Here is a 25,019-nt window from a genome sequence, read left to right as displayed (position 1 = left end):
ACGCGCCTCCAAAGCGCATCTCAGTCGACGAGCCGTTCAAGGAACGCGCGGGTGCGTTCAGTCCGCGGATTGGAAAAGAGTTCGCCCGGGGAGCTGTCTTCGATGATGCGCCCGCCATCCATCACCACGACCCGGTCCGCCACCTCGCGGGCGAAGCCCATCTCATGAGTGACCACGACCATGGTCATGCCGGAGGCGGCCAGATCGCGCATCACTTTGAGAACCTCACCCACCAACTCGGGATCGAGCGCAGAGGTTGGTTCGTCAAAAAGCATGATCTTGGGCTTCATGGTCAGTGCCCGCGCAATCGCCACCCGCTGCTGCTGACCGCCTGAAAGTTGCGACGGAAAATAGTCCGCACGATCCGAAAGACCCACGCGGGCAAGGATCGCCAGCGCTTCCTGCCGCACCTCGGCCAAGGGACGTTTCAGCACCACGATTGGCGCCAACATCAGATTTTCCAGCGCGGTCTTGTGCGGGAAAAGCTCGAAATGCTGGAACACCATGCCGATATCTCGCCGGCGCAGACAGACTTCGGAGGGTTTGAGCTCATAAAGCCTGTTGCCCTGCTGCCGATATCCCACCAGATCGCCGTCGACATACAGCCTACCCGCGTTCACATGCTCGAGGTGGTTCATACAGCGCAGGAGCGTCGACTTACCCGAGCCTGACGGCCCGATGATACAAACCACTTCGCCTTGATGAACCTTGAGATTGATCCCCTTCAGCACCTCGACATGGCCGTAATGTTTGTGAACCTCCTGGGCCTCGACCATTACTTTGCGCGTGCTCTCCCCAGCCTGAAGCGTCATGCCTTGTTCCTCTGGCTCTTGGCGGATTTGTTCAAACGGGCCTCGATATAGGACTGAACTGCCGTCAGAATGGTGGTGAGCACGCCGTACCAAACCACCGCGACCATCAGCATCGGGATCTGTTCGAACGTACGAGCGTAGATCACCTGCACTGTCGTAAGCAGCTCCATGTAGGCAATGACGCTGACCAGCGACGTGGCCTTGACCATTGCAATGATTTCATTGCCAAGCGGCGGCACAACCACGCGCATTGCCTGCGGGAAAATGATGTGGCGCATGGATTGCATGGGTGTCATGCCGAGCGCCTGAGAGGCACGGGTCTGCCCAGCGGAAACGGACTGAATTCCCGAGCGCACGATCTCAGCCACATAGGCAGCCTGGGCCAAACCAAGACCGAGAACGGCCGCCACCATCTGGGTAATGATGGTGTTCGTTTTGACGATCTCAACCGATGGCCCAAATGGAATGCCGATCGAGATCATGGGCACCAGCGCTGAGAAAAAATAGATGAAAAGGACCAATACCAGCGGCGGGATGCCACGGAAAACCCACGTAAAACCAGCGCTTGACCACGAAAGAAGTGGGTTTTCCGACAAACGGGCAATGGCCAGCACTATGCCAAAACCGATGCCGACAATTTCCGCCAAGACGGTCAGGATAATCGTGTTCAGGACGCCCAACAGGATCGGGCCACTGAAAAGATACTCCCAGACCGTGTGCCATTGCCAGCGAGGATTGGTGATCAACAGATCTGCAACGCAAAGCAACACATATGCCATGACCGCCGCGCAGACCCAGCGCCAGGGATGGCGCAGCGGGACGGTGACAATGTTCGATGGCGTGGCCGCATCAACAGCTTGACCGGCCGGGAACTTTCCTAGCCGGATTGTTTGGTTCTCGCTCATTTCATATCGCCTGGATAAGCCGAGCCTAAAGCAGCGCTTCGTTAATCGAGATCGCTTCGAGCACGGTGTCTGCCTGACCCCATTTGTTGAAGATTTCTTGATAGCGACCGCTTGCCACCAAAGCCTCGAGGGCTGCCTTCAGGGCTTGGCTTAGTTCTGGTGAGTCCTTGTTCACCGCATAACCCAGGAGTGCAATGATCCGCATCTCCCCTGCCGTTTCTATTTCTCCATTGGACTGGCTCACCGCATACCCAACCGGCGCGCTGTCGCCAGACCAGGCGTCGGCTCGTTCCGAACGCAGGGCCAGAACGGCAGCATTGCTCTCAGTAAAGGTTTGTACGTCGAGATCGCTGCCCTTGGTTTGGCACTTAGCTTTCTGCTCGCTAAGTTCCTTTTCCTGGAAGGTTCCGCGCATCACTGCCACCGACTTGCCGCAGAGGCTGGCCACATCGGTGATACCCGCAGGATTGCCCTTGCGTACCGCCATGCCGACTCCGGCCTTCACGTAATCGACGAAATCAACCTGTTCCTGACGAACCTTGAGGTCGCCGATCGAGCCCACCGCCAGGTCGGCCCGATTGGCGGCAATCGACGGGATCAGGCTGTCAAAAGTACCGTTGACGAATTCAAGTTCAACACCCAACACCTCGGCGACCGCCCGGGTGAGATCGATCTCTAGACCTTCCAACGTCCGAGCATCGGTTCCCATGAAAAGCATGGGTGGGCTGCTGGGCGACGCCACCGCGCGCAGTTTACCAGAATCTCGAATGGGCTGCGGCAGAAGCTTGGTGAGTTCGGTGTCGGCAGCCGCCGGCACGGCAAGGCTCAAAGCGAGGGCGGCGGCTGCCATCGGGGCGAACAGTTGGGCAACAAAATTCATTTTGACTCCTCCATTTTGTCTCAGGCTAGCGCTCTTAAGTTTCACCCTAGATGGGCGCTGGCCACGATCTCGATCAGCATGCCCTCAAGCATGAGTTCCTTGACCACCACGGTAGCGCGGGCGGGAAAGGGAGCCTTGAAAGTCTCCGTCCAGACGCGGTGCATCGGCGCCCAATCGCTGGAATCGACGATGTAGACTTGCACCAGCATGACATCGGCGAGCGAGCCGCCCGCGGCTTCCATCGCGCGCGCCAGATTGGCAAAGACCTGCCGCGATTGCGCCTCGATTCCGCCCTCAGCGAGCTTGCCGGTTTCCGCCAAGATGGGAATCTGGACGGTCATGACGATATTTCCGTTTTTGACCGCACCAGAAATGGGACCGCCAGTATCTGCCTTGCCCGTATCTATGGTTTCAAACATCTATTCCCCCATGCCTCTTGGAGGCATTTCATTTTGTAATGGCTTGCCGCACCTTGCAGGTCAGCTCCCGATGAAATGCTGCAGCACGGATCGTGGAATCGCCGAAAATGCAATAAAAGCCGGCCAATTCGCGAATAATCTTGCCGATAATTGCAGTTTGTGGAATTGCCTATTTTGTTATGATGATATGCCGTTTGTTATAGGTCGACGATGCCGCGCAGGAAATTGCAGCTGAAACACATAGAGGTCTTCCGTGCTGTGGTTGCGGGGGGAAGTGCTTCAGAGGCGGGGCGGCAGCTCGGGCTTACGCAGCCAGCAGTGAGCAAAATCATCATCCAGGCCGAGGATCTTATCGGAATCCCGCTCTTTGACCGGCACCAAGGCAGGCTTTCACCTACCCCCAAAGCCCTGGCGCTGTATCAGGAAACCAATGTGCTCTTTTCTACATTGGAAAACCTGGAGCTGATTGTCGAACGTGTGACCAAGGATGCTGCTGTACCTATTGCATTCGGTACGGTGCCGTTGCTCGCGACAGCGCTTTTGCCCAGCGTGCTACCTGATTGGTTGGATCAATGCGGACAGACGCTGACCCTGCACACCCATGACGGGGTTGACCTGCTGAACCTCGTCGCAGCGCGACAGATCGAAATCGCCCTTGTCGTCGCACAACAGCACATGGACGGTGTGGAGAGCCGTGTGATTGCCCGCAGTCTGCTTTACTGCGCGATCCCATTTGGCCACCCTCTCTCCGCAAAAAAGGTGATCGTACCTGAAGATCTGCACGCGGAGCCTTACATCGGCTTATCTCGTGCCGAGGGGATCCAAACTGGTATCGACCGCATCTTCTTGGCGGCAAATACGCGCCCTCGCGAAGTCATGCAGGTGGCGCTTATGGCTTCGGCGGTAGCGATGGCAGAAGCAGGCGCAGGACTAACGCTCGTTGACGCCTTTGGCATGAAGATGGCTAAAGCAGACCAACTGATATTTCGGCCCTTCTCACCGCAAGTCCATTTCGAGTACCGGGCAATCTGGCCCCGTGGCTATCTGCCAGTATACGACCGAAACGCGCTCCTGGGTCGGCTCGCCGCACACGCGCTGAAAATCCTAAGCGATGCGAGCGAGCTGGTAGGCCTACCGCAATTTGAATGATCCCACGAGCAGAGGCCCGCTCGTGGTTGGCTGCCTTTCCGCGGCGACGCAACCCCTTGGGGTGTGAGCGCACCATTCCAGGCGTTTAAACACGCGCCAACCGTCTGGCGCCGAAGTTTACCCAGCCACAGACCGGCGGCTGCTGAGACATCGGACTCAAAGAACGCTATGCGACCGGCGGTGTCGGCTCACCGAGCGACAGCATCAGGCGGTTGGCCCAGTTGAAAAATGCGGCACCGTTGATCACGTCGACGATCGCCACGTCGTCCAGGCCGGCCCGGCGCAACTCGTCAATGTGGCTTTCCGTGAAGCCCTGGGGCGTTTTTGTCAGAGCAGCAGAAGCGTCAATGATGGCATTCCAGCTCGGATCGATATCCGTGTAGATGCCCTCGTCGAGGAGCTTCTGGACATCTTCGCCGCGCTTGGAATGCTGGTAGGCAAAGCGCGAGTGGACGGAGGCACAGAAGATGCACCCATTGGTGCGCGACGCGGCTGTCGCTGCGATCTCGCGTTCGGCCCGCGGCAGGCCGGTCTTGGTGTTGTAAAAGATGTCTTTGTCGGTCTTCGTGCGCGCGCCGAGAATATCGGGATCGCGTGCGAGCAGCATGAAATAGGGCGACTTGGCGCGGGAGGGATCGACCAGACCCGCATGGTGGCGGTCGGTCAGCTCGTCCTCGGCCAGCGGCTGCAGCCATGGCACCCAGCCAAGCTCATCACGGGTGAAGACATTGGGTTCGACGTTGTCGGGATAAGTGATGGTGGTTTCGGTCATCTCGTAACTCCGTGTCATTCCGCCGCGTCGAGGCGGTCGGCGGCAAATTTCCTGTCGAGCACTCGCAGGCCGGCCACCACCCTGATCTGGAAGGCGAGGAAGGCGATGATCTGCGACAGCGTGACGATGCCGGTGGTGCTCCAGCCGGCGTCGAGCAGCGCCTGCAGTGTCGCCGGGCTGGCATCGCGCGGGTGCAGCACGAGCAGATGAGCGTGTTCGAGCCCAGTCGCCAGTTTCGCGCCCAGGACCTCTCGGCTCGCCTCACCGACGCGGTAGGATGGACCGGTCACATTTTCCCGTGTCAGTGGTCCGGTGGGGTAGGCACCATAGGGACCGCTGGCCCTGCCCTGCTGGACCTCATGCGCGATGGCACTCGCCATCGCCTTCGACGGCTTTTCGGCATCAAATTTGTCGAGATAGTGCTTCGTCACCCTGTCGTCGCCATGCAGTCCGACGACGAAACTCGCGATCGCGAAACGGTCACGGACCGAAACCTCGTTCTGGTCGTCGGGGTCGAAGAGCGCGAGATAACTCTTCTGCGCGTTGTCGCGGGCCTCAACGCGGTCATAGCGGATGAGGTCGAGCCTGGAGCCGACAACAATGCCGGCAAGCTCGTCGATGATATCGGGGTTGCTCATGGTTCTGGCCTCCGTTCAGGCAACGAGTTTCGGGGAGTGTGGTATCGACCTGCCCCAGCCGAGCGCAGGCCCAACCTTCTGGGCGGTCAGTTGGATCGAGCGCAGCGTGCGCTCATGGCCGGGGTCGACCGAGTGCACCTGGAACACGACGTCGGTGACGCGCCGGAGGCTGGTGTCGGCAGACAGGCTAGCGATCACCGCATCGGGCGACCCCGCATGAGTGTCGAAAGCGGTGGCGAGTCCTTCTACACTGTCGCCCGGCGGGGTGTGGCCGGTGGCGATGAAATGATCGCGCACGCGGCGCAGTCCCGTCTCGGCAAGCTGCAGGGCCTCGGTATGGCTATCGGCCACAAACAGGCTGCGCGAACCCAGGATGCGCGGTGCGACTCCTGCCGGGAGTGCTGCCAGATAGGCATCGATGATAGGGTTCTGCACTTCGTCCAGCGAGGCGTTGGGGTTGTCCTTCGGCCGCGGCTGCGTCCGCGACAGCATCAGTCCGTCACCTGCGAGCCCTGCGCGACGGCCGCCTTCGACCGAGAACGTCGCCTGCCAGACTCGCCCGGCAAGGGTCGGGGCAGCAGGATACAGCGTGTCGTCGCCCTCGAACGGCTCGCCGGCGAAGGCACTGCGCAGGACATGGAGATGCGCATTCAGCAGCTCGCCGCGCCGGGCGCTGTCCAGTCCGAAGGCGGTGAAGGACGATGCCGTTCCACCCGAACCGACACCCAGTTCCAGCCGCCCGCCCGAGATGAGGTCGAGCACGGCGGCGTCCTCGGCGACGCGCAGAGCATTTTCCAGCGGCAGTGTGATGATGCCGGTGCCGAGCCGGATGGTGCGGGTGCGGGCGGCCACATTGGCGAGCAGGATCAGCGGCGACGGAAGGCCACCTTCGGCGGCGCGGAAATGATGCTGCGCCACCCAGGCCGTGTCGAAGCCCTCCCGCTCGGCTGTGAGTATCTGTTCTGTGGCGAAGCGATACCGGTCGGCAGGCGATGCCTCCTCGAGCAGACGCGTGAAGAACCCGAGCCTTTTCCTCTCGGTCATTGTGCAGTTCCTTCAATTGGCTGGGCTGTGCGGGCGAGGAAGCCTGCGCCAGACTTCAGCTTGCTACCGGGTATCGCTGCGATGAGTTCGCGCGTGTAATCGTGCGCCGGGCGTTCGAAGACATCTTCGATGCTGCCTTGCTCCACCTGCTTGCCGTCGCGCAGCACCGAGACGGTGTCGGCAATCTGCCTGACGACCGCGAGATCATGAGAGACGAATAGATAGGTCAGGCCGAGCGATCGCTGCAGCTCGTCCAGCAGATCCAGGATCTGGGCCTGAACGGTGACGTCGAGTGCCGAGACGGCTTCGTCGAGCACAAGGATCTCAGGGTTCAGGATGATCGCCCGGGCGATGGCGACGCGCTGCCGCTGTCCGCCGGACAGGGCCGCTGGCAGCCGGGCTAGCGATGCCTCCGGCAGCCCGACCCGCTGCAGGATCGCATGCACGCGTTCCCGGCGCTCGGCCTTGGGCACGGGATCGAAATTGAGCAGCGGCTCCTCGACGATGTCGAAAATCGTCTGCCTTGGATCGAGCGATGCGAACGGATTCTGGTACACGAGTTGGATGCGCCGGCGAAATTGGCGCAGTTGCTCGCCGCGCAACGACGACACGTCTTGGCCGTCGACGACAACGCGGCCGGACTCGAGCTTCTGGAAGCCAGCGACCGCGCGCACCGTCGTCGTCTTGCCCGAGCCGGATTCGCCGACAAGGGCATGGGTAGTGCCGCGCGCGACCTCGAAGGAAACATCGTCGACGGCACGGAGCTGCCTGCCGCCTGACAACGGAAAATGCTGCACAAGCTTATCGACCACGATTGCTGCTTCGGCATTCGCCTGGAGCTGGTCCCGCGCGGTCTTCGGCGTGGCAAAAGCCGGTGCGTCGTTGAGCAACTGCCGTGTATAGGCCGACTTCGGCGCGGCGAGCACGTCGGCCACGGTGCCCGCTTCCTGGATCTGGCCGCCCTGCATCACCACGATCCGGTCGGCACGATCGGCAGCGACGCCAAGGTCATGGGTGACCAGCAGCACCGACGTGCCGGACTCGGCCCGCAGCTCGTCGATGAGATCGAGTACGCGGCGCTGCACGGTGACGTCGAGCGCGCTCGTCGGTTCGTCGGCGATGATCAGCGTCGGCCGCAGCGCAACCGCGATGGCGATCAGCACGCGCTGGCGCATGCCGCCTGAAAGCTGGTGTGGGTATTGCTTCGCCCGGAGTTCCGGCTGCGGCAATCCGACACGATCGAGCAGTTCGATGACACGCTCGGCGATGGCCCGCCGGTCGCCCCACCGATGCACCTTGAGGATCTCGCCGACCTGGTCGCCGATGGTCTTGACCGGGTTGAGCGAGCTGACCGGGTCCTGCGAGATCAGGCTCACCACCTTGCCGCGGATGGTGTCGAGGCGCTTGTCGGCCCAGCCGCCAATGCTGGTGCCGTTCAGCCTGATGTCGCCGGCCTCGACGCGACCGTTCTCGGGCAAAAGTCCGATCACGGCATGGGCCGTCGTCGACTTGCCGGAGCCGGATTCGCCGACCAGCGCCACCACTTCGCCCGGCTGCACCGAAAAGGAAATGCCGTGGACTACTGTCTCGCGGCGCGTTCCATGACCATAGGAAACGACCAGCTTTTCGACTTCGAGCACAGGCACCGCAGCAGCGGCCGTTGCTGCCTTGTTGGCGAGGTTCAATGCAGTCATGCCCGGCTCCCGCCAAAGGAACGGCTGATGCGATTGGCAGAGAGCACCACCACCACCACGACAATCCCGGGTGCCGTCGTCAGCCACCAGGCTGTCGAGACGTAGTTGCGGCCTTCGGCGATCAGCAGCCCCCACTCCGGCGTGGGCGGCGGGGCGCCATAACCGAGGAAACCAAGCGTCGATATGTTGAGGATGGCATTGCCGAATTGCAGGGCGGCAAAGGCGATGACCGACGTCAGCGAGTTGGGCAGGACATGGCGGAACAGCACCGATGTGAAGCTGCCGCCGCTGCCGAATGCTGCCTCGACATAGTCGCTACGCCGCACACGGACCACTTCTGATCGAGCCAGCCGAGCGAAGCTGCCGATGGAGGCGGCACCCACGGCGATTGCCGCGTTTACCGTGCCAAAGCCGAGCAAGATGATAATGGTGAGTGACAACAACAGGCTCGGGATCGACAAAAGTACATCAACGACGCGCATGACGACATCCTCGATGCGCCCGCCGGCGGCGGCCGCAACCACCCCAAGGGCGGTACCGATGACGAGGCCGACGGCGACAGCCGCAAAGGCGCCGCTGAGAGAATGGACCGCGCCATAGACAATGCGCGCATAGACGTCGCGACCGAGCGCATCCGTGCCCAGGATATGATGGGCGCTCGGCCCGGCGAGCTTTTCGGATGCGACGCCTTCGGTGCCGCTATGGCCGGTGAACAGCCCAGGCAGCAGCGCCCACAGCACCACGATCGAGATGACCAGCCAGGCCAAAACCAGGCTGGGCTGGAGCCGTTTCAGCCGTTCGGCAAAGTCTTCGCGATCGTAGGCCGCATTTGCGTCTCGGGGCGCGAGCCCTCCGACGGCGCCCAATGAATCGATGATGGTCATGCGCTGGCTCCTGCGGGATTGCGAAGACGGGGATCAAAGACCGGGTAGAGGAGATCGACGATCAGGTTTGTGAGCACGAAGCCGGCAGCGGAAATCAGCACGATCGCCTGAAGGACGGTGACGTCCTGGGTGTTGACCGACAGGTAGGTCAGCGCGCCGATGCCGTTGAGGCCGAACACGGTTTCGGTGATGACGGCGCCTGCAACGAGTTCGCCGAACAGCACACCGCCAATGGTGAGCACGGGCAGGATGGCGTTGCCGGCGACATGGCTCACCAGCACGCGCCTGTGACTGGCGCCCTTGGCGCGGGCCACTGCCACGAAGGGGCGCGTGCGCACCTCGTCGATGCTGCGGATGAGTATCTGCGCCAGCGGCGCCGAGATCGGCACGGCGATGGCCAGGACCGGCAACACCAGCATTTCCATCGGCCCGGGATTGATGACCGAGATCAGCTTCAGCCGAAACGAAAAGACCTGGATCAGGGCGATGCCCAGCCAGAAGACAGGGATCGAGATGAACAACGACGGCAGCGAATGGAGCGTGTTGCGCAACCACGCGCTACGGCTGACCGTCGCGACATAGGCGATTGCGCCAGCAACCAGCACTGACACGAAAAGGGCGACCGCAGCCAGCCGCAAGGTGGTCGGCAGCGTCGTTGCCAGCAGCGACGTGACCGGCACGCCGGCGCGGACCGAGTAGCCGAAATCGCCCGACAGGACCGATCCGAGCGTCGATAGATATTGCTGCCAGGCGGGCACGTCGGCACCATAGGCGATACGGATTTCTGTAAGCTGCTCGGGGCTGAGGCCGAGTTCCGGATTGAGGAACTTGATCAATACGCCGTCGGCCGGCAACAGCTGCAGCAGCACGAAGCTGACGGTGAAGGCCGCCCAGAGGACGAGCACGGCCTGGCCTATCCGGCCGATGACATATCGCGACATGATGGATCTCCGTCGAAGCGATCAGGAGAGCGGTCCCGTCTCACGGGAGACGGGATCGCTCTCGCCTCAGTCGCGCGGCGACAGCCAGACGCGATAGAACGATGGACGCCCGACCGCCTCAAAGGCGACGTCATGGACATTGGGCGCGCCGGCAAAGGCCTGCGGTTCCTCGAAGATCGGGATCGCATAGGCCTGGTCGAGCACATAGGCCTGGACCTCGCCGGCGATTGCCAGCCGCTTGTCGCGGTTCGGCTCCGAGGCGAGCGCCTCGAGCAGGCCGTTGAGCTTGTCATCGACAAAGCTCTGGACCTTGTCGCTGACGCCGCCCTTCTGCTGCAGCACGTTGCGATTCCTGGGGTAGTATTGGCTCTTAATGACGTCCGGATCGGCGCGGCCGACCATTGCGGGTGCCACCGGTGTCTTTAGCGGATCGAGGTTGTCGGCTGCGGCACTGCCGGAGTCACCGGCGAGGACAGAGAGCTTCACGCCGACCTTGTTCCACTGCTGGGCGATCAGCTGCAACGTTTCCTTGTTCTGAGGTTGCGGCAGCGACTCGTAGGCGCTCAACACCAGTTCCTTGCCGTCCTTGGTGCGCACGCCGTTTGCGCCCAGCGTCCAGCCCGCCTCGTCCAGCAGCTTGCCGGCAAGAGCCGGGTCGTAGGCGAGCTTTGCCGACTGGTCGACATAACCCTGGGCCGCTTTGGCGATGATCGATGTCGCCTGCGGATAATTGGCCGAGAACAGCGTATCGACGATCTCCTTGGCATTGGTGGCATGCAGCAGCGCCTGGCGCACCTTGATGTCGGCCACCAGCGCATTGTCCGGCCGGAAGACGACCGAGTTGTTCACGCCGCGGGTGCCTGGCGCGTAGATCTTGTACTCCGCCGCCTCGACCTGCTTTTCGTCATAGGCCTGGACCTGGCGGATAAAGTCGGCCTGGCCAGCGAGCAGCGCGCCGATGCGCACGCTGTCTTCTGGCGTGATCAGGTACTTGATCTCGTCGAGCAGCGCCCGGCCCTGATGTTTCAGTTTCGCTGGTCCCCAGGCATAATCGTCGCGCGCCTTAAGCACGAGCTCACGTCCAAGTGTTTCGCTGGCAACCACAAACGGCCCCGAGCCGATAATCTTGGTCGCGTCGCCAAGTTGCTCGAACGGCAGCTCAAGCGTCTTGGGCGACACCAGGCCCGAGCCGATCACCGAGGTGCCCTGCAGGAATCCCGGCGACGGCGCCTTGAAATGGAACCTGACAGTCAGTGGATCGACCACTTCGCTGCGGTCGTAGTTGTTGATGACCTCCGAAACAGGAAGCTTCAGCTCCTTGTTGCCCTTGCCGAATGTGTCAAAATTCTTGGCCACGGCTGCAGCGTCGAGCGCGGTGCCATCCGAGAAGGTTACGCCGGGACGCAACTTGAAGGTATATTCGGTGGCTGTGTCGTTGACCGTCCAGGACTCCGCGACCCATGGCTCGATCTCGAGCGTCTCGGGGTTCTGGTATGTCAGCTTGTCGGTGATCTGGTTGAGCACGCCGCCATTCGGATAAAAGCCTCCCGCCGGCGGGTAGAGGTTCGTATGCGACTGCTGCTCCAGATAGACCAGCGTCCCGCCCTTGATGGGCGTGTCGGTCTGCGCGAAAGCCTGGGCCGAGAAGCCCAGCGCAGTCGCCGCCATCAGTCCGATCAGGGTGAGTTTGAGTGTCGAGCGTCGTGTATGAGACATAGCCATCCCCTTGATAACGACCGGAAATCGGCGCTCCTTGGGAGGATCAGGATCGTTCCGGTCTGCCTGTTTGCTGTCAAGAGGATAGGCGTGGTGGCTGCTTGGGCGACAGGAACTGAGTTCCATCGTCATCGCCAGACGAGAACTAATTCTACTTATTTGATAGAATTTATGGAATTCCTTAGGCGGCGTCCTGCCCGCCATTGTGCCACATGGTCCGATGTGCTCGCGAACCAGTCAAGGTTGAACTCCGCTGGATGGCAGCGTCGCAGTTTGCTGCCCCACTTAGACAGTGAAGTCGCTTTTGGTCAGACCTCGGCATGTCGCGACTTTGCGCTGTCAGAAAGCTCGACGCGCTTTTTCATCCGATCCACGCTATTGTTCTAGCGAAGACCGACTGCGGAGAGTCCGATGTCGACGACGTCCGGGAAGTATCCGTCAGGGCTAGTTGCCCTCTTTCTTGTCGAGATGTGGGAGCGCTTCAGCTACTACGGCATGCGAGCGCTGCTTATCCTCTTTCTCGTCGACCATATTCAAAATGGCGGCCTTGGCATCACAACCGCCGACGCTGCGGCAATCTACGGCCTCTATACCGCCTCGGCCTACATACTGGCGCTGCCAGGTGGGTGGGTCGCCGACCGCTTCTGGGGCTGCAAGCGCGCCATCCTCGTCGGCGGCGTCGCCATCATGATCGGGCACACTTTGCTCGCGTTTTCTGGCTCCGTCGCCTCAATCTTCTTCCTTGGGCTCGTCTGCATCGCCATAGGTACTGGGCTTGTTAAGCCGAACATCTCGACCATGGTTGGCCTGCTCTATGACAAGAACGACATTGGCGGACGCGACGCTGGCTTCTCCTTTTTCTACATGGGCATTAACATCGGTGCGATCCTCGGCGGGCTTATAGCTGGCTACCTCGGCGAGAAGTGGGGATGGCACTGGGGTTTCGGAGCTGCCGCTGTCGCGATGTTCTTCGGACTCGTCAATTTTCTTTTCGCCAGCCGCACCTCGCTTCGCGACAAGGGCAACGTGCCCTCCGTCCACCTCCACCCCGACGCAGTCATCGGCAAGCGCGACCAAATCTTCACCGGCATGATCGGAGGCGCGGTCGTGCTACTGGTCGCTGTAGCCGCACTGACCGGTCAGATCAGCCTGACCAGTCCCCAGGGCCTCGCACAGGCCATGGGGATGGTCATCATAACCGTGGCCTGCGCCTTCTTCCTGAACATATATTTTGCCGGCGACCTGACCGGCCCGGAGAAGAGGCGAATGATTGCCCTTGCACTCCTCTTCGTCGCCGCGGCGCTCTTTTGGTCGGGTTTCGAGCAGGCGGGTTCATCGCTCAACCTTTTTGCCAACGACCTCACCCAGCGCGAACTCGGCAGTTTCATCGTGCCCACCTCGTGGTTCCAAAACCTCAACGCCCTGTTCATCATCTTGCTGACCCCGGCCTTCGCCGCTTTCTGGATCTATGCTGAGAACCGCTGGACCATCCCCGTTTTTGTGAAGTTCGGATTGGCACTTATCGCGATGGGACTAGGCTATTTGATCCTCGTGCCAGCCGCGCTTACCGCAGCTACCGGTGTGAAAGTTTCCGCGCTCTTCCTGATCGGCACCTATCTTCTTCACACTGTGGGGGAACTGATGCTGAGCCCGGTAGGCCTGTCTACCTTCTCCCGCCTCGCGCCCGAGCGCTTCACCAGCCAGATGATGGGTTTCTGGTTTGTCGCCTCGTCGCTCGGAAACCTAATGGCCGGACTGCTCGCATCTGGCATGGACACTGAGAACGCGGCTGGCCTACCTGAAGCCTTCATGCGCATCTTCCTAACCAGCGCCGCTTTCGGGCTCGTGCTTATCCTCCTTGCTCGCCCGCTTACCCGCTGGGCTCTTGGGGGGAGCGAGCGGCTTGAAGAGGCTCGTGAAACTCAATAAGTCCACCCGGTCCGCTTTCATCTGCCAGTGGCAACGAATATCGCAGACTGCGCCGCATCAGCGAGCGAATATCGGCGTGATTTCGCAAGGGGCGAAGCTGCTACGCCGAGGTGCGAGCATGACACTCACATTTCCAGTCTCCTGCAACGAAAGCTCGATTAGGGAATTGTTCCAATTCTGGCCACTACGGCGGGAGCCCTGGCAGTTGACCGTGAACTCTTGGCTCGCGAAGGCGAGTGCGGTCCGCTGGGCCATCCAACGACATTTGGCGGAGGTCATCCCAAATGCCGCGCCCGACTTGCCAACATTTTCCAGCGCGCTAATTGTGAACAACGACAAACGACAAATGTGGGGACGCAAATGAGAGCGAGCCATCTGCTATTGGTGCTGTTTGCCCTAACAGCGACTGGATGTGTATCGGAAGACCTACCCCCTCAGCCAGGCTACGTGTCGACCGGCCATAGTGGCGTGGCCTCTGTTGCTCCGTCCGTGACCGGCAAAGGCCGCGGAGCAACAGCAACGAAATCATCCGGATACTTCGTCGAATTCCGTTCCCGCTATGCCCTAAGCTACGGCCATACCTACGTCGCTTTCGGGCGCCTCAACGAGGCAGGGCGGGCCGCCAACCTCGAAATTGCGGGCCTTCACCCGGCGTCCAACAGCGAAGTTCCTTATGTCCTTGGTCATTTTGTGCCGGTGCCTGCCGAAACCGGAGCGAGCGACGGTGACTTGGAAGAACAATACAGGTCAGCGAGTTGGCGGGTGATGCTGAACCAAGCTGAGTATAACGAAGTCGTAGCGCATATACGCAAGCTTCAGGCTAATACGCGGCTCTGGCAGGCTTCGGTTTACAATTGCAACGCCTTTACCGGCGATATTGCCAGCTCGATGGGATACAAGGTTCCCTCGAAATACCTGCGGCCTCAGCAGTTCGTAACCGAGCTTCGGGAGATGAACACGGGCCCTGGCGGTCGACTCTAAGGGCATCGTCTGTACCACGTCGGTCATTCCGGTCTGCGCTGGATGTCCGCTCAAGCGCAGAGCCGACGTTCTGTCTGCCTAGTGGTGCGAAGCTGTCGGTCGCTTCGGCTGACCTGACGTCAGTTTGTATCACTCGTCCCACGGAAAGCGGGCGAACAGGTTCCCACCCCATGATGTCATAGGAGATCGCTTGTGGAGCCTTGAGGCATAAATTCGATTTCCGTCGCTTCAGGGGCTGTTATCGGACTGGCAGCTTCGGATGCAGATTGCTAATTGCGGACATTCAGGTCGGCGTGAGCATCATCGTGGCCTGCCCCTGAGCTGACCTTCCCACGCAGTTCAGTAGCCCGATGCAGACCTTCGCCGGGACAAGAGGCTCGGGGCTTCAACCGAGAGCCTGACCCTTCTTAGCCTTGGCGAGGTGCGCCGCGCCAAGCTTGTCACGTTCCTCTATGAAGCGCCCTTCAATAGTCTCCGTTGCGGGACGTGGGGTGCTCAGAGTCAAGGCTGTCGAAGAGGCGGCTACGAAGTGGAGACGATATTTTCGGCAATTCGACCGGACCGACACCGAGAACATCAACCAGCCGCGCAACGACATCTATGCTGGCGGCGTAGACGCGGCGCCACAACGAAGCGCGTCGTCCGCATCCCTCTACACGCCGCCGAAAGAAGAGAGACGAATGAAGTCTGCCTCAACTGGCTCATTCCTCCTTGGCAAAACCTGATTTTATCAAGATCAAATATTTCCGCAACAATCCCCGGATAACCGTCACAGATGCTGGAAGAGCAAGTCTGTAACGCGTTCGGCGGAGCGAGGCTTAAGTCTCCTGCCGGAAGGCACAGTCATATCAACATTGGCAAGACAGCATGTGGCGAGGGAGCGCAAATGATACGCTTTTGGCTGAGAGAGATCTCCGAAGTGCTTCACGATGCCATCAGGCTGTTGATGCTGATGCGAGCACCTTCCAGTAGGGACCAGCGTCAAAGGGGCCGGCCGCCGCACGATTTCGACAGGCGATGACCGGACGCGATCCATCCCTGAAGCCAAAGCCAACCTCCCAAACCGGAGACCCTCGCATGCGTATGGCAAATGCGGCCCTCGCCATCGGAGTACGCTCACGCCCGGCCGCCTTGAGCATATTTTCAGCCAGGTGGAAATTTTCGGTTCGAAAAAGAAGCATGTTCCGCGGCTCACTTGCTGTCGCAAGCGTGGCCTTGCACTCGCTGGCGTTTTCGCCCGACGCGGCATTTGCCATCGAGAGCGACGCGGTGGACACCGCGATTGTCTTCGCCGTAGACAGGTCCTCCTCTATCGGCCCCGATAAGGCTCACTTGCAGCTCAACGGTCATGTCGAGGCGCTACGATCCGCCGAAGTCGCCACAGCCATTGCAGGTGGTCCGATCGGATGCGTCGCGATCTCCTATTTCGAATGGTCGAGCGTTGGGAAGCTGGACGTCATCCTTCCCTGGACGAGACTATGCGGGGCCGAAGACGCCAGCAATGCGGCGGGCCTGATCCTTGAACGTGGAAGCGACGGCAGCGAGCGAAGGGGGCGCGGCAAAACCTCGCTTTCATTCGCCCTGGACGCTGGCAGATCGCTGCTCGACAGCTACCCCGGCCACGCGGGGCGCAAGGTCATCGACGTTTCCACGAACGGCACCAACAATGACGGGCTACCGCTCATCGACAGCCGGGCGCGAGCATTCGAAGTCGGCTACATCGTCAACGGCATTGCGGTCTCGCGGGACGACCCCGGAATAACCGATGACCTGCCGGGATATCTGGAAAACAATGTCATCACGGGGGCGGGAGCCTTTGTGATCGCGCCGAGCAAGCCGGAAGAATATGCAATGGCGCTTCGGCGCAAGCTTGTTCTGGAAATCGGCGGTGCCACAAGTGCGCAATTTGCCAGCAACATCACGCGACAACTGTCACGATAAGGTGCCCGCTCGGCCATCCGCTTCCAAATCCATGGAGGAGCAGTTGCCCTGTTTCGCTATTTTACGACATGCGACCATGCGGTGCTCTCGTGGCAAATGGTAGTGCTCGTCAGCGGATCGAGAGCCGCATGCGGGATCCCGGCATGCTCTACAATTTGGGCAATTCACTGGGCTTCATCGTCGGGCTCGGCGTCGCACTCGCAGCGGATGTTTCCCGCGATGACGGGGCCAGCCTGTGGGGCCGCGGCATTGTCCATGTTGTAGGCAGTCCGGCAGCTGCAGCGTTAACCGGCGCCACGCTCGTGTTTTTCTGGGGCGGCCTCCTCTACACCAAGGCCTGGTCAAACGGCGCGCCACCCGATCCCAAGCTCAATCGACAAGGCGATGTGCTTTCTGGCATCGGCGCAATCCTTCTCGGGATTGGATTGGTCATCATGGGCAATCCCTGGCTTGCCGCTTCGGCTGGTTTACTGCACGCAGCGGGGAAATTCGGCAGTGCCTTGGGTGGCATGCGCGTTGCCGATTTCTGCAAGGATCTGGTCCTGGTTAGCCGTGTGCCAGCGGTCCTTGTGGGCGGGGCTGCGCTCTGGCGCGAGCTTGCGCTGCTGGAAAACATGCAGGAACTGCTGTTGTCTCTGAGCTTCATGACTTGTTGCCTGATATGGGCCGCGGCCGATTGGATGCTGCTGTCACCCGACGGGTGGGTCAAACCGGTAGTTGTACGTATTGCCAGAAGAGAACCGAGAGCTTGATCGAAAAGGAAGAAGACCTCGATGGCGAGCAAAGACCGAAATGGTCGGTGTAGCAGGACATCGATAGATGTTGAGCTTGGATCTTTCAGAAACGAAGCCCGCCACTGATTATAACGGACTCCAAACAATTTGCATCATATAAGGTACGTCGAATTATTTGCAGCACATGACGGATATGACGAGCTCTCTATATACTAAGTGGTCGTCCCAAAACTCTACATGGCACACATTGAGCGCAATGAAGTGACCCCGTCTAAGAAACGTCATTTTTGGTATGTGAGGCGCACCTCATTTCTGCTCGATTCCACATTTGCTTTGCGGTAGACATCCACTAGGCAACTCTTTCTTGGTGCCATCAAATGGTGGGTGTTAATTACCAAAACCTGACGTTCGCGCTAGACTATTCATATGCACATGGCGACGACGGCAAAATGATAAAGTTCACGCGAGCAGAACGACTGTTGCTCGCGGATCTGATCGCCCATGCAGGAATGCTGCGAAGTCGTGAACAACTGCTGGACGCTGTTTCACAGGTCGGATCCGACTCTTCAGACCGCAATGTGGATTTCTTCATAAATCGACTTAGAAGCAAGATACGGGACTCGGCCAAGAATCCGAAATTCATCGGCACTCGGTATGGCGAAGGATACGTTTGGGTTGGGGCCCATTCCGTGCAGACAGGTCCGCTGGCGGAATGCTTCGTCGTTGTAGGCCCCATTGTCACAATCGGGCAGGAGAGCGCTGACAGCAGCGCCATCGAGTTTGCCGAAGGAGTAGCGCAGGCCCTCAGGAAGCAACTACCCGTCGGGCGCGTCGTGTCCGTCAGACCCGATGAAGCCGAAGGTTTCACTTTTCGGATAAATCTGACGTTCATCGTATCTGGTGGCAGGAGGGAATGTGTTTCTTGTCTCCAAAGCAAGGAGAACACAAAGGTCATCCTTGCGCGGCGCGATAGCTGCCACGACATCGACGTCAACTCCTTGGCCGAAAGTCACCTTTCTGCACTTTGGCAATTCCAGGTCGACCGATCAGGCCCAGGCGCCTCAGATGCGGCGCCCCTGGCTGTTAGAATGGTCGAGGCTGGCGAGTTGTTTGCCGACGACAGCCCAGCCGGATTGTCCAGCGAAATAGCCAAACTGAAGGGAGAGGCTTTCCCGTCTTCTTCTATCTGGCGCAAGAATGATGTGCGGTTGCGCCAGTCAATTCGTAATGGGAATGCAACCCCCCTCACGCGACTGATGCTGGCGGCCAACATTTATACCGGCTACATCATCGATGGTTGGCGCTTTCTGGCCAACGAGGATCCCCGCGAACGGGACCAAGCTGATATGGAGAGCCTCATACTTGAGGTTCTTCCCGACCTTCTGGATGATCCTGAGAACGCGCTGTCGGCGGCACATGTTCTCAGTTTTATGGGTCCGACTCACCAAGTGCTTGCGTTGGAAATCGCCGAGGAGGCGTTTGCCAGATCGACGGCGCTGGCCGACGCTCTCTCGATACTTGGGCGTTTGCGCGGCTTCGCGGGCGATTTCGATGGCGCGCTTGAATTGCTTCATCGCGCGCGGCCCTTGTGTAAGCCCGGCTCCATGTTTGACCGCTACATTACTTCATGCATCTGCCAAAATCTGCTGGCTTCGGGCAATTTCGAGGCGAAGGACCGCGAACTTGAATCACTGACCAAAAGCCCGATAAGCAAAGGGCCATACAGGCTTTTATATGCTAATCCAAACGAGGCTGTGCCGTCTTTGCCCGTTCGCATTCACCTTGCACTTACCCCGCGAAAATATGCCCGCGCAGCGGTGCTCTGGAGCTACTACATATCCGCGCGCCTTTTTCGCCCCCGCGAAGCGAAGGAAAACGTGATTGTAGGCCTGGCCCGCCATATGCGCCGCCGCTTTGGCGACGAGATCATTCCAGATGAAGTTAGCGCAGCAATACCTGCGACAATGGGTGATGTCGCCCGGCCCGCGTCCGAAAGAATATCTTCTTATGTCTGACTGCTAGTAAGTGCTTTCGTTCGCCGGCCGCACGTAGAGCTATTGAGCTTGGTTGACCGGCGTAATCTCGCCCCAGCTTCCTCCTCGGGGCGGTAGCCGGGCACGACAGCGGCGATGCCTTCACCGACGACGTCCTGACTGGTTAAAGATACCGCTGTGAGTGTTCCAGCGCATCACCTGTCACGATGCTAACTGCATAACCAAGGCAAGAACATTTGACAAACCCGCTGAATAGCGGCGCTTAATGGTGGAGCTAGGTAGTCGACGAGGCTGCGTTGCACCGCCGGCATAATCCGGTAGCTTTCAGCCATTTGGTAGACCAGTCGGCCGCCCGTAAGAATATGAGGGGATTTTGCCGTGACTCGAGAACAGATGATCGCCCATATCCGTGAAGCCAATGATGTTGCCCGCGCCACCGCTGCCCATGGTCATCATCCATTTGGTGCGGTGCTGGTCGGGCCTGACGATGAGGTTCTCATGCGCCAAGGCAACATCGATACGGTGCATCATGCGGAGAACGAACTTGCGCGGCGAGCGGCGGCGGCCTATTCGCCAGAATTTCTCTGGACCTGCACGTTGGTATCAACCGGGGAGCCCTGCGCGATGTGCACAGGCACACTCTACTGGGCGAATATAGGCCGGCTTGTCTACGGCTATGAGGAGACCAAACTCCTCGCACTTACTGGCGACCATCCCGAAAACCCCACGATGAGCCTTCCCTCCCGCACGGTGCTTGCCTCCGGCCAGAAGGAGATCGAAGTACTCGGTCCCTTCCCCGAGATCGAGGACGAGCTGCTTGCGCCTCACCGCGATTTCTGGAAGCGCTGACACGATGGCCGTCACTCCGGCGGAGACGCCGCAGCGAGTACCCGGAGTGTTCGTCTCGCGACGAATGTTCGTTCGGCTTCTCGATCGGTCATCCTGGTCAATCGACAGGTCTAGCGATTAGGACTGGTCTAGTTCGCCTGCGAAAGTCTCAAAAAGTTGCCGCCGCCTCGCCCGTGCGGATGATGCGCGCATCGACTTCCTGCAGGCGCCGGGCGGGTCCGGCATTGCTCGGCTGAATGGCAATAGCCTCGACAAGCATGTCGCGCGCGGTGGCCAACTCGCCGTCGCGTATGTGTCGATTGGCCCGGTGGTAGAGGTAGTTGACCCGCTGTACAGGCGAGAACTCTTTGAAGAACCGCTCGCAAAGCCTGTCGGCCCAAGCGGGATGACGCGCAATCGCGGTGAGCGCGGTCTGATAGGGCCGCATGGGTGCGTCGACCCGGACCGCGCGGGCGAGCGAGCGCAGGCCAGGCACATTGTCCGCCCGGCAGGTTTCGATAAGGGCCAGCCCGCGCGCCGTCCCGGCGAAGGCCCGGACAGTGCCGTGGCCGGTCATGTGCACTGGGACGAGCCGCGTCCGCTCTTGCAACGCCGCGATCCGCGCCGCGTGCTTGCGATCGACGACATGGAACGGATCATGGAAGATATAAGCACGGCCAGCCGCATGCTCGGGCGCGATCGCCATGTCTTGATGAAGCGAGGCCGCGAAGTGAGGGGTGAAACGGCCGTCGAAGGGGACCGCACTGGGATCGATGGAGATCTGCGGACAGAAGGCGATCGCGACATCGGCATCCAAGAGCCGGCGATAGCGGAGCGTCGCGTAGCCACCCTGGGAGTGGCCGTAGAGGATGCGTTCGGTTGCCTGCCGCAGGATCGGCGCTGCCACGACGCTGGCCTTCGCCATGCTCGGCGCCGGGAACCAGTTGGGGCGCCGGCTGATGAAGCCGAGAGCGGTGATGTCCGCCTTCTCGCAAAACCGCTGCCCCCAGAATCGGCTGCCGTTTGCCCGCATCTCCATTTCGTTGAAGGTCACGAGAACATAGGGCGACGATCCCGCCCTATGAAAGACCTCTAGATTTTCGTCTGAATAGATGAGCAAGTCCAGTTCCCGCATGTTGGAAATACTCTGGCAATACGGATCGCCGCTCCATTGTATTTGCACCTGCGCAAAGCTTGCCCGCTCAAGGCATTACTGACCGCGGCACTTCGGCTACGGCCGGTGCAACTGCAAGTGCTCCCGCAGGGCTCAACCGGCCGCAACGCCATAGGCTGTATGATTTCTCGGTGTCCCAATCGTAGTAGTAGGCTGCCGTCAGCCGCCCTTCGTCCATCAACTGCTGGAAGACTGTGCGCACGGCCCGCACAGCATCTTCCCGCTTCCGGTCGTCGACGGGGCAGTCGCGCGCGGTATTCGCGATCCCCCATTCCGTCACCCAGCAGGGTCGGCCATCATTGTCGGTGCGGCAAAAGTCGAGGATGCGCTTCACCTGCTCCGCAAGCGCCTGTGCTGGTTTCTGTCCCGGATAGACGTGAATACCGTAGGCATCGACAAGGCTGTCGATGCCTCGCTTGCGCAGCAGCGCGATGACTTCGTGCGGATCGAGCCGCTCCATGCCTCGCTTGTCAGCCCAGTCCGCACTCAGGTCGGACAGGCCGGCCGAAACGACGCCAGCGTCGCTGCTGTGAACGGTACGCCGTACCTCTTCGCGGGTGATCTTCACGGCCTCCAGATACTTGTCGAGCCCCTTCTCGAAGGCCGCCCTGCCCGCCAAGTCAGCGATGCTGCGTGGGGTCTGTTCGCCGGGACGACGATAGACAAGGAGATCGCCATTGTAGGCGCTGAAATTGATCTCGTTTCCGGGCTCGATCGCGTCCAGCCGAATGCCCAGGGCATCGATGCGGCCGAGTGCGTCGCGCAACCCCTTGCGGTACCTGTCGAGATCGAGTTCCGAGAGCCGGTGGACATCCCAGATTCGGCCGAAGCCGGCCCGGGGACGAGCCGTCTCAGGATAGTAGCTCTTGTTGGTAAGCTGGATCTCGAGAAGGATCCGTATGCCCAGGTGACTTGCGATCCCAAGGGCCTCGATGCTCTTGTCGACTGGCCGCGAAAGCGAAAGACGTGCATGCGTGATGCGGTTCGCCGCCATCTCCCCGAGCACCCTTTCCTGGTCGCTTCGCCGCAGCCAGGCGAGGTTCAGGCGGTTGATCCCGATGCGGGCACCTTGCGTCTCGCCTGCATCGGCAGCCGGCACTGGGGTGATACCCCAGACAGCCAGCAGCATGCCAAACAGAAGTCTGGCTGCCGCAGTCCCCTTGATACTAAAACTAGAGACCCACATGGCCGAGTGCGCTGCGGAAATTGGCTTCGCAGGCCGAGTACCGATCGGTTACAGCCTGCGTGTCGATCTTGGAAAGGAAGTTGGCGAGGTAGGCCTTCTTGTCGGCCTCGCGGTTCCACGTCGCCGCCTCCATGTAAGGGAAGCCGACAAATTCCAGCATCTCGCGCATGCGGTCGTCTACTGCGATCATAAGCGCCGGCACGCCGGCCTGCATGCCGATGATGCAGCCATGGAACCGGCGGCCGAAGCAGAGTTCGCGGGTGGCGATCCAGTTTCGCCACTGGTTGGTGTCGAAAAAGACCACGAGCTCATGATCCCTCTGCCACTTTTCGGAATGCTTGTATGAGGTCGCCCCGGTAATGCGGCCGCTGGCCTTGTCATAGACGGGCGCATGGTCGTCGCCAGCCAAGGACAGATTATAGGCGATCACCTCGTCCTGTATGACGTAGCTTGCGACACTTGTCGGCTTCAGCAGCGCGTGCGCATCGACGATCGTATCGGCCACGCTGCCTAGATAGCCGCCGAAGGCGATTTTCTGCGCGTTCGCCAGATCAGGATCCGCGAGTGCCGCGAGCGATCGCTTCATCCCCGCAGGGTTGAAATAGAGCGACGGACAACCGGTCGGTTTCACAAACTTCATGCCCTGTTCCCTCAAGAACTCAGCAGTGAAATAGCCGCGGGTGAGGAAGAAGCTCTCCTTGCGCTTGAGGACATCGAGGAACTTGATGGTGCCGGCGGGCAGGTTCTCCTTGAGGCCTTCCTTGCGCTGGATGCCGATACCCATAACCACGACCGGCATCTTCAACTTCTCGAACACTTCCGCTTCCAGATCGGCGGAATATCCAGGCCGCAAAAGGTTGGCCGAGGCGAAGACGCAGATGTCGAACTCCTGGTTCAGGCGCTCGTAGGCTTCCGCGGAATCACAGCTGCGGGCGAGGTGCCAGAACGGCACGTAGGTGACGTCATGCGCCTTCAGGCTGTAGGCCGCGCCCTCCCCGATCAGATAGTTGCCAGTGTTGGCTATCTTCCTGACCTGCTCGATCAGCTCCGCCTTGGTGCGGATATCGTCGAAATAGGGCCTGTGGCGAACCTCCGCTCCGGACACGCTCGCCACGGTTCGCTGCAGATATGATGGGATGCCCGTAAGCAGGATGCGCATGATGTTCCCTGAAATTGTGCCTGAGACTTTGGGGCGGCGAGCGGCTAATGCCCGATGCCGATCTCGCGCAGCGCCGTGCGGAAGTTGCGCTCGCGGTCGGAGTAGCGGTCGACCAGTTCGGACGCGTTGAGGCCGGCCAGATGACCGGCGACGAACTCCGCCCGGTTCTCGGCCTTGTCAAGATCGGTCGCGTCGATGGCCGGCAAGCCGGTGAAGCCCAGCATCTCGCGCATGCGATCGTCCACCGCCACCATGAGGCTCGGCACTCCCGCCTGCATGGCAATGATCGAGCCGTGGAAACGCCGCCCAAAATTGAAGTCCATCGACGAGGCCCAGGCGCGCCATTGGTTGGTGTCGAAGAAAGTGCGCACTTCGAATGGACGCTTGAGCCGCTCGGTGCCTGGATAGGCGATATCGCCGATCATCATTCCGGAGGCTGTGTCGTAGACGCGCCCTTCGGCATTCGGCTCCACCTTCATGTCAAAGTGCAGGAACTCGTCCTGGACGACATATTGGGGAACCGATTCCTGCGGCTCCAGCGCGTTGGCGTCGACGATTGCGTCGTGATTGGCGCCGAGGTAGCCCGAGAAAATGGTCCGCGCCTTGCCAATCTGCACGCCAGGCAGCTTCTTCAGCGCCCGGCGCATGTTGTCCGGCATGAAATAGACGGACGGACAGCCGGTCGGCCGGACATTGGAGAAGCCCTGGTCCTTTAGGAAACCGGTGGTTTCATGACCGCGCGTCAGGAAATAGTGCTCCCGCTCCTTGAGAATGCTCAAGAGCCGCTTCGTGCCCTCCGGCAGTGCGTTTTCGAGATCCTTGCGGTTCTGCTGGCCGATGCCAAGCATGACGATCGGCATCTTGAGCTTGCTCAGCACTTCCGCTTCGGCATCGGCTGAGAGCCCCTTGCGCAATAGGTTTGCGCAGGTGAAGACGCAGATGTCGAAGTTGGAATTGAACTGCTCGAACCCATCCCCGTTTTGGCTGCAATTATAAAGATGCCAAAAGGGCACCTGCTTGGCATGCGGTGCGAGCGCACGCAAAGCGCCCTCGCCGATCAGATAGTTGCCGGTGTTACTGATGTTTCGCAGTTCCTGGAGGAACTCGTCCTTCGACTCCGGTTGCTTCTGCCGTTCCGAATAGGAGACGGCCAATCCGTTGGCACCGTTTGCGAGGCGCGAATAGTGGCCAGGAATGCCCGTCACGAGGATCCTTGGACGCATACAACTAGACCTTTCT

22 protein-coding genes are annotated in these 25,019 nt (G+C 60.2%); 7 read left to right on the top strand and 15 right to left on the bottom strand.

The features are described 5' to 3' along the window. Positions 1 to 20 precede the first annotated feature (20 nt). From AC1DLV_RS04920 to AC1DLV_RS04905, 4 genes are read right to left on the bottom strand one after another with little or no spacing between them, the layout of a single operon-like run. Entirely contained in the window at positions 21 to 812 is a 792-nt protein-coding gene (locus AC1DLV_RS04920; protein WP_476798449.1) for an amino acid ABC transporter ATP-binding protein, read from the bottom strand. Beyond that, complete coding sequence (locus AC1DLV_RS04915) at positions 809 to 1,717, bottom strand: amino acid ABC transporter permease (protein ID WP_476798448.1); 909 nt, start codon at positions 1,715 to 1,717, stop codon at positions 809 to 811. Before AC1DLV_RS04915 ends, AC1DLV_RS04920 begins: the two co-directional genes overlap by 4 nt. Before the next feature lie 25 nt (positions 1,718 to 1,742). Next, a complete protein-coding gene (locus AC1DLV_RS04910; protein ID WP_476798447.1) occupies positions 1,743 to 2,597 on the bottom strand; it encodes an ABC transporter substrate-binding protein in 855 nt (284 codons plus the stop codon). Between the two features lie 41 nt (positions 2,598 to 2,638). Continuing rightward, complete coding sequence (locus AC1DLV_RS04905; protein WP_476798446.1) at positions 2,639 to 3,016, bottom strand: RidA family protein; 378 nt, start codon at positions 3,014 to 3,016, stop codon at positions 2,639 to 2,641. Between the two features lie 210 nt (positions 3,017 to 3,226). Here AC1DLV_RS04905 and AC1DLV_RS04900 point away from each other — a divergent pair, with 210 nt between their 5' ends. Continuing rightward, positions 3,227 to 4,165: a LysR family transcriptional regulator gene (locus tag AC1DLV_RS04900; protein ID WP_476798445.1), complete on the top strand. Its 939-nt coding sequence runs from the start codon at positions 3,227 to 3,229 to the stop codon at positions 4,163 to 4,165. A gap of 166 nt (positions 4,166 to 4,331) precedes the next feature. Here AC1DLV_RS04900 and AC1DLV_RS04895 read toward each other — a convergent pair whose 3' ends face one another. From AC1DLV_RS04895 to AC1DLV_RS04865, 7 genes are all read right to left on the bottom strand, one after another. Beyond that, a complete protein-coding gene (locus tag AC1DLV_RS04895) occupies positions 4,332 to 4,937 on the bottom strand; it encodes an alkylhydroperoxidase domain protein (protein ID WP_476798444.1) in 606 nt (201 codons plus the stop codon). A 14-nt stretch (positions 4,938 to 4,951) separates the two neighbouring features. Next, the gene (locus AC1DLV_RS04890; protein WP_476798443.1) at positions 4,952 to 5,575 is read right to left on the bottom strand and encodes a CMD domain protein; all 624 of its coding nucleotides are present in this window, start codon (positions 5,573 to 5,575) and stop codon (positions 4,952 to 4,954) included. 15 nt (positions 5,576 to 5,590) lie between these two features. Then, positions 5,591 to 6,619, bottom strand: a complete 1,029-nt coding sequence (locus AC1DLV_RS04885; protein WP_476798442.1) for a putative FMN-dependent luciferase-like monooxygenase — start codon at positions 6,617 to 6,619, stop codon at positions 5,591 to 5,593. Continuing rightward, positions 6,616 to 8,313 (bottom strand): dipeptide ABC transporter ATP-binding protein, encoded by a 1,698-nt coding sequence (locus AC1DLV_RS04880; RefSeq protein WP_476798441.1) that lies wholly within the window; start codon positions 8,311 to 8,313, stop codon positions 6,616 to 6,618. Before AC1DLV_RS04880 ends, AC1DLV_RS04885 begins: the two co-directional genes overlap by 4 nt. Continuing rightward, complete coding sequence (locus AC1DLV_RS04875) at positions 8,310 to 9,197, bottom strand: ABC transporter permease (protein WP_476798440.1); 888 nt, start codon at positions 9,195 to 9,197, stop codon at positions 8,310 to 8,312. Before AC1DLV_RS04875 ends, AC1DLV_RS04880 begins: the two co-directional genes overlap by 4 nt. Further along, positions 9,194 to 10,138 (bottom strand): ABC transporter permease, encoded by a 945-nt coding sequence (locus AC1DLV_RS04870; protein WP_476798439.1) that lies wholly within the window; start codon positions 10,136 to 10,138, stop codon positions 9,194 to 9,196. The genes AC1DLV_RS04875 and AC1DLV_RS04870 overlap by 4 nt, the downstream gene beginning before the upstream one ends. 66 nt (positions 10,139 to 10,204) lie before the next feature. Further along, a complete protein-coding gene (locus AC1DLV_RS04865) occupies positions 10,205 to 11,854 on the bottom strand; it encodes a TIGR04028 family ABC transporter substrate-binding protein (protein ID WP_476798438.1) in 1,650 nt (549 codons plus the stop codon). Between the two features lie 411 nt (positions 11,855 to 12,265). On the opposite strand from AC1DLV_RS04865, the gene AC1DLV_RS04860 reads away from it, so the two are divergent. From AC1DLV_RS04860 to AC1DLV_RS04835, 6 genes are all read left to right on the top strand, one after another. After that, a complete protein-coding gene (locus tag AC1DLV_RS04860; RefSeq protein ID WP_476798437.1) occupies positions 12,266 to 13,783 on the top strand; it encodes a peptide MFS transporter in 1,518 nt (505 codons plus the stop codon). Between the two features lie 360 nt (positions 13,784 to 14,143). Beyond that, entirely contained in the window at positions 14,144 to 14,764 is a 621-nt protein-coding gene (locus tag AC1DLV_RS04855; protein ID WP_476798436.1) for a hypothetical protein, read from the top strand. 1,017 nt (positions 14,765 to 15,781) lie between these two features. Further along, positions 15,782 to 16,705 carry a DUF1194 domain-containing protein gene (locus AC1DLV_RS04850; RefSeq protein ID WP_476798435.1) on the top strand — a complete coding sequence of 308 codons (924 nt, stop codon included), beginning with the start codon at positions 15,782 to 15,784 and terminating at the stop codon, positions 16,703 to 16,705. A gap of 143 nt (positions 16,706 to 16,848) precedes the next feature. After that, the gene (locus AC1DLV_RS04845) at positions 16,849 to 17,457 is read left to right on the top strand and encodes a hypothetical protein (protein ID WP_476798434.1); all 609 of its coding nucleotides are present in this window, start codon (positions 16,849 to 16,851) and stop codon (positions 17,455 to 17,457) included. A 359-nt stretch (positions 17,458 to 17,816) separates the two neighbouring features. Continuing rightward, positions 17,817 to 19,454 carry a helix-turn-helix domain-containing protein gene (locus AC1DLV_RS04840; RefSeq protein WP_476798433.1) on the top strand — a complete coding sequence of 546 codons (1,638 nt, stop codon included), beginning with the start codon at positions 17,817 to 17,819 and terminating at the stop codon, positions 19,452 to 19,454. 357 nt (positions 19,455 to 19,811) lie between these two features. Continuing rightward, positions 19,812 to 20,282 (top strand): nucleoside deaminase, encoded by a 471-nt coding sequence (locus tag AC1DLV_RS04835; RefSeq protein ID WP_476798432.1) that lies wholly within the window; start codon positions 19,812 to 19,814, stop codon positions 20,280 to 20,282. 148 nt (positions 20,283 to 20,430) lie between these two features. On the opposite strand, the gene AC1DLV_RS04830 is transcribed toward AC1DLV_RS04835, so the two are convergent. The 4 genes from AC1DLV_RS04830 to AC1DLV_RS04815 all read right to left on the bottom strand — a co-directional run bounded on the left by AC1DLV_RS04830 (position 20,431) and on the right by AC1DLV_RS04815 (position 25,003). After that, on the bottom strand, positions 20,431 to 21,381 hold the full coding sequence (locus AC1DLV_RS04830) for a hypothetical protein (RefSeq protein WP_476798431.1): 951 nt from the start codon (positions 21,379 to 21,381) through the stop codon (positions 20,431 to 20,433). An 82-nt stretch (positions 21,382 to 21,463) separates the two neighbouring features. Then, a complete protein-coding gene (locus AC1DLV_RS04825; RefSeq protein WP_476798430.1) occupies positions 21,464 to 22,564 on the bottom strand; it encodes a glycoside hydrolase in 1,101 nt (366 codons plus the stop codon). A gap of 43 nt (positions 22,565 to 22,607) precedes the next feature. Next, a complete protein-coding gene (locus AC1DLV_RS04820) occupies positions 22,608 to 23,780 on the bottom strand; it encodes a polysaccharide pyruvyl transferase family protein (RefSeq protein ID WP_476798429.1) in 1,173 nt (390 codons plus the stop codon). A gap of 44 nt (positions 23,781 to 23,824) precedes the next feature. After that, a complete protein-coding gene (locus tag AC1DLV_RS04815) occupies positions 23,825 to 25,003 on the bottom strand; it encodes a polysaccharide pyruvyl transferase family protein (RefSeq protein ID WP_476798428.1) in 1,179 nt (392 codons plus the stop codon). Between the last annotated feature and the right edge of the window lie 16 nt (positions 25,004 to 25,019).

It is taken from the genome of Aminobacter sp. 01T433, assembly GCF_056398585.1.
The sequence above is the reverse complement of the archived record's forward strand: the minus strand, read 5'-3'. Positions and strand labels throughout refer to the sequence as shown.